This is a genomic window from Vibrio sp. 1731 (genome assembly GCF_033339955.1).
Taxonomy (GTDB): Bacteria; Pseudomonadota; Gammaproteobacteria; order Enterobacterales; family Vibrionaceae; genus Vibrio; species Vibrio alginolyticus.
Window position 1 is genome coordinate 21,557 of sequence record NZ_JAWOVO010000033.1, and the last position, 12,226, is coordinate 33,782.

The 12,226-nt window shown below is 45.7% G+C and carries 9 protein-coding genes; 1 reads left to right on the plus strand and 8 read right to left on the minus strand.

What is annotated here, in order from left to right:
• Nucleotides 1-12: 12 nt before the first annotated feature.
• From R7035_RS23475 to R7035_RS23485, 3 genes are all read right to left on the minus strand, one after another.
• Nucleotides 13-1,224, minus strand: a complete 1,212-nt coding sequence (locus R7035_RS23475) for an aspartate aminotransferase family protein (RefSeq protein WP_005381420.1) — start codon at nt 1,222-1,224, stop codon at nt 13-15.
• Nucleotides 1,225-1,585: 361 nt separating this feature from the next.
• Nucleotides 1,586-2,173, minus strand: coding sequence for an aminodeoxychorismate/anthranilate synthase component II (locus R7035_RS23480; RefSeq protein ID WP_031780782.1), 588 nt, complete (start codon nt 2,171-2,173; stop codon nt 1,586-1,588).
• 189 nt (nt 2,174-2,362) lie between these two features.
• Nucleotides 2,363-5,317 carry an ExeM/NucH family extracellular endonuclease gene (locus tag R7035_RS23485; RefSeq protein ID WP_230238589.1) on the minus strand — a complete coding sequence of 985 codons (2,955 nt, stop codon included), beginning with the start codon at nt 5,315-5,317 and terminating at the stop codon, nt 2,363-2,365.
• Between the two features lie 543 nt (nt 5,318-5,860).
• Here R7035_RS23485 and R7035_RS23490 point away from each other — a divergent pair.
• Nucleotides 5,861-6,235 carry a hypothetical protein gene (locus tag R7035_RS23490; RefSeq protein WP_149192265.1) on the plus strand — a complete coding sequence of 125 codons (375 nt, stop codon included), beginning with the start codon at nt 5,861-5,863 and terminating at the stop codon, nt 6,233-6,235.
• A gap of 57 nt (nt 6,236-6,292) precedes the next feature.
• On the opposite strand, the gene trpS is transcribed toward R7035_RS23490, so the two are convergent.
• The 5 genes from trpS to nsrR all read right to left on the minus strand — a co-directional run bounded on the left by trpS (nt 6,293) and on the right by nsrR (nt 12,082).
• The gene (trpS, locus tag R7035_RS23495; protein WP_005381398.1) at nt 6,293-7,309 is read right to left on the minus strand and encodes a tryptophan--tRNA ligase; all 1,017 of its coding nucleotides are present in this window, start codon (nt 7,307-7,309) and stop codon (nt 6,293-6,295) included.
• 116 nt (nt 7,310-7,425) lie between these two features.
• Nucleotides 7,426-8,112, minus strand: coding sequence for a phosphoglycolate phosphatase (locus R7035_RS23500; RefSeq protein WP_230238590.1), 687 nt, complete (start codon nt 8,110-8,112; stop codon nt 7,426-7,428).
• 110 nt (nt 8,113-8,222) lie between these two features.
• Nucleotides 8,223-8,966, minus strand: a complete 744-nt coding sequence (gene rlmB, locus R7035_RS23505) for a 23S rRNA (guanosine(2251)-2'-O)-methyltransferase RlmB (protein WP_230238592.1) — start codon at nt 8,964-8,966, stop codon at nt 8,223-8,225.
• Between the two features lie 67 nt (nt 8,967-9,033).
• Nucleotides 9,034-11,541: a ribonuclease R gene (gene rnr, locus R7035_RS23510; RefSeq protein WP_318146294.1), complete on the minus strand. Its 2,508-nt coding sequence runs from the start codon at nt 11,539-11,541 to the stop codon at nt 9,034-9,036.
• A 115-nt stretch (nt 11,542-11,656) separates the two neighbouring features.
• The gene (gene nsrR, locus R7035_RS23515; RefSeq protein WP_005381392.1) at nt 11,657-12,082 is read right to left on the minus strand and encodes a nitric oxide-sensing transcriptional repressor NsrR; all 426 of its coding nucleotides are present in this window, start codon (nt 12,080-12,082) and stop codon (nt 11,657-11,659) included.
• Nucleotides 12,083-12,226 lie beyond the last annotated feature (144 nt).

Sequence of the window (12,226 nt, forward strand, 5' to 3'; positions counted from 1 at the left end):
CTGATATCGCGCTTAAACTAAAGTCGCGATCGCTTTATCCAGTTTCGCCAAGCCTTCTTCAATTTCTTGTTGTGTGATAACGAGTGATGGTGTGAAACGTACGACATTGGCACCCGCAACCAATACCATGAGACCTTGTTTACCTGCAGCAACCAGCACGTCACGCGCACGGCCTTGCCATTCTTCATTTAGTGCAGCGCCAAGTAATAGGCCTTGACCGCGCACTTCTGAGAAGATGTTGTACTTCGCGTTGATCTTCTCTAGACCTTCACGGAACATTGCTTCGCGTTCTAGTACACCAGCCAAAACCTCTGGCTTAGTGACTTCATTTACAACCGCTTCTGCAACCGCACACGCTAGTGGGTTACCGCCATATGTAGAACCGTGAGTGCCCACTTTCATGTGCTCTGCCAATTTTGCTGTCGTTAGCATTGCACCGATTGGGAAACCGCCACCAAGTGATTTCGCAGTACTTAGAATATCTGGCGTGATACCTAAACCTTGGTAAGCGTAGAAGTTACCTGTTCGGCCATTACCAGTTTGCACTTCATCGAAGATCAGTAAGGCGTTGTGTTTGTCACACAGCTCGCGAACCGCTTGAGCGAACTCAGGCGTTGGTGGCACGATGCCGCCTTCACCTTGTAGTGGCTCCATCATGACCGCACAAGTACGATCAGACATGTGTGCTTGTAAAGCTTCGATATCGTTGTAAGGAAGGTGTGTCACGTCGCCTGGCTTAGGACCGAAGCCGTCAGAGTATGCCGCTTGGCCACCAACCGTTACGGTAAAGAATGTACGACCGTGGAAACCTTGTTTGAATGCAATGATTTCAGATTTCTCAGTGCCATGAACGTCTGCTGCATAACGACGTGCCAGCTTCAAAGCGGCTTCGTTTGCTTCTGCGCCAGAGTTAGCAAAGAACACACGCTCAGCAAAACTCACTTCTGTTAGCTTTTTCGCCAGACGAAGGGCTGGTTCGTTCGTCATAACGTTACTTAAGTGCCAAAGCTTGTTAGCTTGCTCTGTTAGTGCGTTTACCATTACTGGATGACAATGGCCAAGACAGCTCACTGCAATACCACCAGCAAAGTCGATGTATTCATTACCTTCCTGATCCCAAACACGTGAACCTTCACCTTTAACAGGGATCATTTCCATCGGGTTATAGCAAGGTACCATTACCTCATCGAATAAACCGCGCTCTACTTTAATTTCCGTTGTCATTGCACATTCCTTCTTGATACCGCATGCGTAGCAGATAAGCGAATTTAACCGGCTCTCTTTGCCAGCAAATAATGTTTTGCATTTAAGCTATTGCGGCATTGTATTTACATTTAATTAACCATTTCAATAGTGATTTATTCTTTTCGTTCTCGAAAGCAACTTCCATTAATCACTGCTTATGACTATTTATGCATCAAGAAAGTAAAATAGAGAAGTGATTTTTTATAAATGTTATGTAATACAGGGGATAGAAGGTTTAAAAAGACATGAATAGACAAAGAGACTCGAGAGAATCGCATAGTTTTGCAATCCGCTCACCTCAGCAAAAAGATGAATGATTTGTTAAGAAAAGTGATCGCGATCAGATCGCTTTGCGTGCTAAAAAGTTCGCAAGCAACTCGTGACCTTGCTCAGTTTTGATTGATTCTGGGTGGAACTGCACCGCATCAATTGGCAAGGCTTTATGTTGGTAACCCATTATTTCATCCATGCTTCCGTCCGGCAGTTCTGTCCATGCAGTCAGTTCAAACACGTCGGGTAAAGTACCGTTTTTCACCACAAGAGAGTGATAACGGGTTACCGTGAGTGGGTTATTCAGATTTTTAAACACACTACGACCGTTATGACGAATCGGTGAGGTCTTACCGTGCATCACTTGTCGTGCACGTACCACTTCACCCCCAAACACTTGCGCTATCGCTTGATGGCCAAGGCAAACACCCAATATTGGAAGCTTACCAGCGAAGTGTTCTATCGCTTTCAGTGAAATACCTGCTTCGTTCGGCGTACATGGCCCTGGCGAGATCACCAAATGAGTTGGGTTGAGCGCCTCAATGCCTTGGATATCGATTTCATCGTTACGCACCACCTTTACGTCTGCACCAAGCTCGCAGAAGTATTGGTAAAGGTTGTAGGTAAAAGAGTCGTAGTTATCGATGATCAACAACATAAAGGGTCGGTTGCTCCAATCCGTTTTGGCAATGCTTACGTAGTGAATCGCCACGTTCGTGACAATCAAGGGCGGTATTTTGCTATACCAAGCAAGAAAGGCAAGTTTTTGCTGAATAAAAAGGCCAGCATAGGCTGGCCTTTGGTCTTTACAGCTATTTAGGAAAGGTTTATCAGGAAATAAATTCGCTTAGCGGCGACGGCGGAATAAGCCGAGACCTAGCAGCGCAAATAGCGCGCCAAAACCAAACGAACCACCATCTGAATCCTTCGACCCTTCTGTTCCAGTTTCAGTTTGCGTCATTGAAACATCACGAACAGAGCTAAACTTCACGATATTACCTGTCGAGTCAGTCACTTTCTCTTCTAACTGATAATTACCTTGCTCTGGCGTTTGTTCAAACTCAATATTCACGCTACGCGCATCAATATCAGCTTGAACTAAGGTTTGGCTAGCCGAGTAAGCTTTCGTATCGCTGCTTGCCGCAGCCGCTTGTGTGGATGGCGTTAAGTTCACCGTAACAATATCACCTACAACCGCCGTTGGTGGTAAACGGACATCGACGGCTAAGTTGTCACCTGCTTTCGGTAAATCGATGTCATCATCTGGTAAATCAATCGCGATGATCACTGGATCGTGGTCAGAGGCAGAGAACGCATCTTTGTACTTCGGCATATCACCTGTGTACTTGCTGCTGTATTCGAACAAGTTACTCTCTAGTGAGTTGATGTGCCAATCTTCAATTGCTACCACTTTTTGCGCTAGGCTACTGCTTGCCAATGCGTGGTCCAAATTACCCAGCTCGCCCGAATAGGTGTAAGAAAACGTATCAGCGCCGTGCAGCAACGTGTTTAAGTTGTGCAGACCGTAACCTTTTTCAATTTTGGTCTTCTCTACTTGAAGTTCACCATCACCAATGGTTGTGTAAGCAGCAGTATAAATGTCACGGCCGTATTTCTCTTTCGAGTAATCAGTCAGTGTCAGAAGTGGGTCTTCCATGCCATAAGCATTGAGATCGCCCATGAGCAATACATCGCCTTTCACCTCTTTCAACGCTTCACCCACTGCGTGCGCAGCAGAAACGCGGAAGTTGTTACAGTTGCCTTGCAGATCCGCTGGCTCAGAATCTTCTACACCAGCAATCCACTCTTCAATACACTCAGAGCCTTTCGACTTAAAGTGGTTTACGACAATAGACAAATCTTCACCCGTCTCTTTCACCGTAAAGGTCTGAAGTAGACTGTGTCGTTGGTACTTATCGTAAGCAGGGTTACTTTCTGTGCCCTCTTTACGAGTAATTGTGTTTTCTGCAATGTGCTGCTCTGGCGTGATGATCACTTTTGCAGCGTCTTTTGGCGTTACTGCGTTAGCACGATATAAAATCGCCACCATGATCGCATCACTGCCAAAGTATTCGTCTTGGTATTTGTCTTGCTCTTCGATTTCGACATACGTGTAATGATCTTCAGCGTCATCAATCTCAGCATTTAGGGCATCAACTAAGTTTTGGATAGCACTGCCATCACCAAAGCCATTGTTCTCGACTTCCATCAAACCAATGATGTCAGCGTCCATCTTGTTCATCGCCGCAACGATTTTCGCTTGCTGGATCAGGAATTCGTCTAGATTAGTCGCACCACGGTTTTGTCCGGTTGGGTTTTCATGACCACTGTCAGCCACGGAGTTGAAGTAGTTCAGTACGTTGAAGCTTGCAATACGCAAATCTGAGTCCGCAATCGCTGGGGCATCTTTACGAGCCACGTCGAAGCCTTCACCTGAAGTCACGAAGTTGGTGTTATCAACTTCATTGGTCGCAATCAGGCGGTATTCGTTGTAGCTGTAAGCCACGACGCCCTGCAGACCTTCTACTCGCGAACCAAGACGAATGTGCTGCTCAGAAGAGCCATCTTGGTCTGCATCTTTAGCAAAATCAGGGTAGTAAGGAATTTGGCCGTTTGGTGCTTTGCCATCTGATTCTAGGTATACGCGGTTTGCTGCGTTGTCTTTTGCTAGCTCAACGGCCGCATCGCTCTCTGCTGCGTGTAATTGAGTCGGCTTTAACAATGGCGCTTCATGAGAGAGCATCATATTGTTACGACGTGAATCGTAGTCGTAAGAGAAGTTTCGAGTTACAAACAAGTCACTTGCCGAGGTTAACTCAACTTGCATCCCTTCATGACGCTCAAGCGCATCACGTAGTGTCTCACCTTCTTTGATAACAAGATCGGTAACTCGAGGGGTTTCAGAGGTGCCTGTTTTCACATAGCTGTTAGCATCAGAAGCAAGCTGAGTATTGCTGTAATACTCTTGAACTTTACCTTTCACACAAACAACATCACCAGCTTTCAGCGCCGTGTCCGCCGCGTCGGTATGAATGAACAAGCCTTCTGAGGTCTTGTCGTTGTTGTCGCTTTCTAATGCTTGTAGGTAGAAACCTTTGGTTAGGCCAGTGGTAACAGCAGTCACGACACCCGTTACGAAATGATCTTCGTCAGTAATGTATGGGTAACCATCAATGAATGGAGACGTATCGCCTTCACCTTGAATATCTTGGATGGTAGTGAAGTTAGGTTGCTGACCGTCGACTTCACAAGCGAATGGTGCTGGTGGCTCAGTCGCATTTAGCTCACCAAGGCCGTCAATGTTGTCTTTCTCAAATGCCGTCCACTGAGATGCATCATAAGTAGCAGAAGGGGTTAGTGCATCACTGTTACGAACTAATGTGGTGTCTTTACCAAAATCTACGTCACCCATCACACCGATGATGTCGTGCACTTCACCATCTTTAAGCAGTGCGAGCGGGTCGTCACCGTTAAAGTTCGCAACGCTTTTATCTATGATATCCGAGACAGCTTTGATGGTATCGCTCGCATCACCATGCGCCAGTACATACACTTGGTTAGCTTGTAGCGTCACTTGGCTAAGGTCGAATGTGCTACCCCAAGTACCACCACCGTTTGATGATTTCGCCAACTCGTAGCCAGTGAGTGTCACCGCAGTATCACCCGTATTAGCGATCTCTACCGCTTTATTATAAGCGCCGCCTTCTACGTATTGGGAAATAATAATCTCTGCGTTCGCGTTTGCACTAAGTGCACTGGCGATGGTTAATGCGAGTATTGAGGGTTTGATTAACGTGTCCATTGTCATACCTGATATTTATGTAAATGCAAACTTAGCTCTGGTTAGAGCCTGCCATTTGCGTCTACTATCAGGTTTATTTATGAAATAAATAAGAATGAGTAATTAAAGCCGTGAAATGAATCACATGTGAATATAAGAAAATATGCCAGAGCATCCCATTCAAACATTTTTTGTAATAAATACAGAGCGCTATTGATAAACAAGTCAGAATTTAGATTGATTACTCAGTTTACTTTTTCACTTCATGTTAAGGAGTAGAAAATACATCACTTGTTGAGTTGCTTATTAACCCAACCGTTCCGTTACAAATAAAAAATATAATTAGTCACTAATTTAGAATGCTTTAATTTTCACTTGTATCACTGTTCAAGCCCAAGAATCTATTACTCGCTTCGTTCTCTCTTATACAGGCCCCTCATACTTCAAAGTTTTCATGATTTATTCAATAACTTTTCATTACTCACTAGCCAAAAACATACACAAAAGATATAACACCTGCGCGAGACAATAAGATCTCATTAGCTGTAAACCCAGGAACGACAAATGAAAAAAATTCAACGCAGTGTGCTAGCTCTCTCCCTACTTGGCTTGATAGCGGGGTGTCAGTTGACCGCCAGTGAGCCACTTCAACCTACGGCGAATCAAGACATCATCGAATCAGCCAAAAATGAACTGGATGGTATTGAAGAGCTAGAAGTCAGTGACGAGGGTGTTATTACCTTTACTCAGCGTCTAAGAACGCCAGGAACCTACTGGATTCCAGCGAGAATTAAAGAACTCAGCTACGATATATCATGCGTACAGCTTAGTTACTTCATTGATAAAGGCATGGTTGTGAAGTCTGCCTTTCTAGGGGCTCGAGGACGTGTTGAATATTACGACATGGAACGCTGTATGAAAGACACGCCATTTCAGTAATACAGGCATAAAAAAAGCTCCACCAAAGTGGAGCTTTTTCGTATTCGTTCTTAGCGACTATGGGCGAGCTACAAAACCTACTGCTTCGTATGCTTTCTTAAGCGTTTCAGCCGCTCGTGCCGAGGCTTTCTCAGCGCCTTGCTGCATTACCTCGTCCATGTAAGCACGATCAGCGCGAATACGGTGATATTCTGCTTGAATTGGCTCAAGCATTGCTACAACTGCCTCACCAACATCTTTCTTAAATGGGCCATACATTTCTACGCCTTGGTACTTCGCTTCAATCTCTTCGAAGCTCATGCCTGTCGCCGCAGAGTACAGACCCATTAGGTTAGCAATGCCCGCCTTGTTCTCGATATCATGACGGATACTTGGTGGCGTTTCGGTATCGGTTTGCGCTTTGTTGATCTTCTTAAGGATCGACTTAGGCTCTTCCAGCAGCGTGATAACGTTCTTACGGTTGTCATCAGATTTAGACATCTTCTTCGTTGCGTCTTGAAGGCTCATTACACGCGCATTTACTGTCGGAATGTAAGGCTCTGGAACTTGGAAGATTGGCTGCTCTGGCGAGTAAATATTGTTGAAACGCGTTGCGATATCGCGCGCTAATTCTAGATGTTGCTTCTGGTCACTGCCTACAGGTACTTGGTGCGCACCGTAAAGCAAAATGTCAGCAGCCATCAACACCGGGTAGTCAAATAGACCGACGTTTACGTCATTCGCGTAACGTGCCGATTTGTCTTTAAACTGAGTCATACGGCTCAGCTCACCCATTTGAGTGTAGCAGTTAAGAAGCCAACCTAATTGAGCATGCTCTGGTACATGTGACTGAACAAATAGCGTGCTCTTCTTCGGGTCAACACCAACTGCCAGACAAATTGCCAGTGCGTCTAGAGTTGCTTCATGCAGCGCTTTAGGGTCCTGACGAACCGTAATCGCGTGAAGGTCTACCACACAATATTGGCAATCATAATCGTCTTGCATCTGCTGCCATTGACGTAGAGCACCCAAGTAGTTACCGATACTTAGTTCACCTGAAGGTTGAACACCACTCAATACAATGGGTTTGCTCATTAGAATGATTCCTTTGACTTCTTAATCTAATTAAATGAAAAAAACCGTGCAGTAATAGGTGCACGGTTTACTCAGTGTACTCATTAACGAGTATTTTGGAAGCTCTTTTGTAGCCGTTATGCAGAAACCGCTACAACGTCCAATAATTCTGCCAAACTGTCAGCGACGAAATCTGGATTTGATGCTGAAATAGGTTCACCGTGGTTGTAACCATATGTCAGACCAAATGAGGCACAGCCTGCATTCTTTGCTGCGAGAATATCGTTTTTCGAGTCGCCAACCATCAGCATTTCACTTGGTTGGATTTGGTGCTTTTCCATTAGCCAGTTCAATGCTACTGGGTTTGGTTTTTTCTCTGGGAATGCATCACCGCCAAGGACATCAACAAAGTATTTCGCGATGTCGTGCTTTTCCAAAACTTCAGGCACAAACTTTGAAGGTTTGTTAGTCACCAACGCCATAACAAAGCCCGCTTTGTGCAGCTCTGCTAGTGTCTCTTTTACCGTTGGGTAAAGATGGCTTAGCTTGTGACCGCTTTGCTCGTAGTAATCATCAAACAATACACGCGCTTTAGCACGAAGCTCTTCACTCAGCTCCGGGTTGATGGTCAGGCTTTGGCTTAATGAGCGACCAATAAGCACGTCTGCGCCGTTACCCACGTAATCACGAACTTGTTCTTCTGAAACCGATGGAAAGCCAAGCGCCTGTACGGCTTGGTCTGCCGCGACAGCTAGATCTGGCACGCTATCAAGCAAAGTGCCATCTAGATCGAAGGCGATGAATTTAATGTCTTGTTGAGTCATAACTTCCCTGAGGATTTTTATTTATAAATCGGTGAAAACGATAAAGGATGGCACCCCATCCTTTGTTTTTATCATTATATCTGATTCTACAGTAACTGTTTGTTTCGTCGTTACTTTGCAGCAATACGCTGACGAACTGCCTCAAACAAACAGATGCCGGATGCCACAGATACGTTCAAACTTGAAACGCTACCGGCCATTGGGATCTTAATCAAATCGTCGCAGGTTTCACGAGTCAGACGACGCATACCGTCACCTTCTGCTCCCATTACGATAGCAAGGGGTCCAGTCAGTTTGGCTTGGTAGATGTCGTGCGTTGCTTCACCCGCAGTACCAACAAACCAGATGCCTTTCTCTTGCAATGTGCGCATAGTACGAGCCAAGTTAGTCACTCGGATCAATGGTACGACTTCAGCTGCACCACAAGCCACTTTGCTTACGGTTGCATTCATTGGCGCAGAACGATCTTTCGGTACGATGATCGCCGCAGCACCTGCCGCATCTGCGTTACGTAAACACGCACCAAGATTGTGTGGATCGGTCACTCCGTCTAACACTAATAGCAGTGGTGATTCGTGCTGCGCCAGGATGTCATCTATATCGTTCTCATTCAGCTGCTTCGCTGGTTTCACACGAGCGATGATGCCTTGGTGATTTGCACCGCGCGCTTTGTCATCCAAGGTTTTACGTGTCATCTGCTGAATAGAAACATCACAAACCTGAAGATCATTTAGGATTGGCATTAGGCGATCATCTTGACGACCTTTTAAAACGTACGCCTCGACAAAACGCTCTGGTTCGCGCTCCAATACCGCCTTCACTGCGTGAATGCCGTAGATAAATTCGTTACTCATTGTTTAACCTGTTGTTCTGGTCGTATTGCCTGCGCCAACCAAGTTTGAACTAAGTTGGCGCTTCAACCTACTGCGCTTCTTTTTTAGTGCGCTTGGTTTTCTTCGGCTTACTGTGCGGCTTCTTTTTACGTGCTTTTTTCACTTTAGGCTTCTCGTTGCCTTCGGCGTCACCACGTTTTGGGCCATTACGCTTACTCGTTGCGCCCGTTTCTTCTGGGCGTTTAGTTGGCTCTATCGCAGGAACTGCACGAGCCGCGCCACCTTCTTTCGATGAAGAGCGAGTCGCAGCGCGTTTTTTATCTTTCGCTTTGCGTTTTGCTTCCGCTGCGCGTTTCTTCGCAGTCTTACCTTCGCCGCGTAGCTTACGACTTGTTTCGACCAATTCAAAGTCAATTTGCTTATCATCTAGGTTAACAGCCAGTACTTTTACTTTTACTGCATCACCTAAGCGGTAGATGTTACCGAAACTTTCACCAATAAGTCGTTGACCAATCGGGTCAAATTGATAGTAGTCGTTCGCAAGGGTAGAAATATGTACCAAACCATCGATGTGCAAATCCGTTAAACGTACAAAGAAGCCAAAGCTAGTGACATTAGCAATAACACCGTCTAGTTCGTCACCGACGTGGTCTTGCATATATTCACACTTCAGCCAATCCGCAACATCACGTGTTGCATCATCAGCACGGCGCTCTGTCATCGAACATTGTTCGCCGTAAAAATCCATGTCGTCAAACGAGTAATGATAGCCACCTGTTGGTGTCCAGCGATCTTGATTACGACCTTCTTCTTTAGCAATCAGATACTTGATTGCACGGTGAAGTAACAAGTCAGGGTAACGACGAATTGGCGACGTAAAGTGCGCATAGCGTTTCAATGCCAACCCAAAGTGCCCCGCGTTATCTGCGTTGTATACCGCTTGCTTCATTGAGCGTAGCAGCATGGTCTGAATCAACTCTTGATCTTGACGCCCGGAGATTTGACGTGCGAGATCAGCATAGTCCGTTGGTGAAGGCTCTAAACCACCTTTTAGCTCAAGACCAAGTTCACTTAAGAAGTCACGGAAACCTTGCAGGCGTAACTCACCTGGAGATTCGTGGATACGATAAAGCGCGGGCTCTTTCGCTTTTTCTACCAGCGATGCCGAAGCAATGTTGGCTAAAATCATACATTCTTCGATGATCTTATGCGCGTCATTACGAATTACTGGCTCAATACTTTCGATTTTACGTTCCGCATTGAAAATAAATTTGGTTTCAACGGTTTCAAATTCGATTGCACCGCGTTGATCTCGTGCTTCTTTCAGCACTTTGTACATCTTGTGCAACTCTTCTAGATGAGAAACAAGCGGCTGGTAGCGCTCACGTAGTTCTTCATCCCCTTCTAGAATCGCGCTCACTTTGCTATATGTGAGACGAGCGTGCGAGTTCATCACCGCCTCGTAATGCTTGTAACCAGACAGCTTACCTGTATCGGAAATGGTCATTTCGCACACCATACACAAGCGATCTACTTGCGGGTTAAGCGAACATAGGCCGTTCGATAGTACTTCTGGCAACATCGGCACAACTTGCGACGGGAAATATACTGAGTTACCACGATTGATCGCTTCTTTGTCCAACGCAGAGTCAGGACGAACGTAGTAACTGACGTCAGCAATCGCTACCCATAAACGCCAACCACCTTCTTTGTTCTTTTCACAATAAACGGCATCATCAAAGTCTCGTGCGTCTTCGCCGTCAATGGTCACTAGTGGCAAATCACGTAGATCCACACGACCAACTTTCGCTTCTTCTGGTACTTCTTCGCCCAAGTTTTCGATTTGTTTATCGACGGCTTCTGGCCACTCGTGAGAAATTTGGTGTGTACGAATCGCAATTTGTGTTTCCATACCTGGTGCCATATTTTCACCAAGGACTTCAACCACTTTACCCATCATGCCGCGTGAGCGTGAGCCACGATCAGTAATTTCAATTACGACTACGTTACCCATGCGTGCACCCGCTTTGTGCTCATTTGGGATCAGGATATCTTGGCTGATACGCGAGTCATCTGGGACAACATAGGAGTATCCATATTCAAGGAAGAAACGACCAACGATTTGATCATTGCGCTCCTCTAGCACACGCACCAAACGTCCTTCACGGCGGCCGCGCTTGCTGTTGTCTGTCGGTTGCACTAAGACAAAATCACCGTGGATGATGTTCTTCATCTGATGGTGCGGTAACAGAATATCATCATCCTTGCCGACGCTGCCTTCTGGACGTACCCAACCATGGCCATCACGATGACCAATCACGTAACCTTTCACCATTTCAAGTTTTTCAGGCAATGCATAGCACTGACGGCGGGTAAACACCAGTTGGCCATCTCGCTCCATCGCACGTAGCCGACGACGCAACCCTTCGTATTGCTCTTCGCCCTCAAGCTTTAGTGCCTCAAACAAGTCGTTACGATTCATTGGAACGCCCGCTTGCTCTAGAAACTCGATGATAAACTCTCGGCTTGGAATTGGATTTTCGTAATTTTTGGATTCACGATCTGCAAAAGGATCGTTTGGAATATTGTCTGACATAGGCACGCCTATCTAGCAAGGAAGGTATATGGCTAGTATATCTGAGTCTCTCGATAAGCTACAGAATTGCTTTGAAAAAAGAATGATCGAGATCGACTCTAGGCATGCAAATGAGTTAAGGACGAGCCAGCAAGATCAAAAGTTCAGAATTGTCACTGAGCAAGGATTCAATCGTGCAGTCATCCAACTCCGCCAGAAAGGCACTTTTTGCTTTCGCCAATTTATCTTTGAGGCGGCAAGCAGGGGTAATATGGCAAAAATCCACACCACAGTTGACTAAATCTAACGGCTCTAAATCGCGCACAACACCACCGACTGTGATTTCAGACGCTGGCTTCATCAGCCGGATACCACCGTTTTTTCCGCGCACGGTATGGACATAACCCAACTGCCCTAACCGATTGATAACTTTAACCATATGGTTGCGCGACACACCAAATAAATCCGTCACTTCGGTAATGCTGGTTAACTCATCTTCCGGCAACGAAGCCAAGAAAATTAAGGTTCTCAACGCATAATCAGTGAAACTAGTTAACTGCATATTCTCTCCCAAAGTGCGACTCAATAACCCGCTGGTGATGCTAAAACCCCAAACTTGAGCTATCGATAAAAGTGTAAATCTTTTCTTGATCGAAAGATACATTTGAGATACAACTTTAAACATGCATTATAAATACAACTTAAA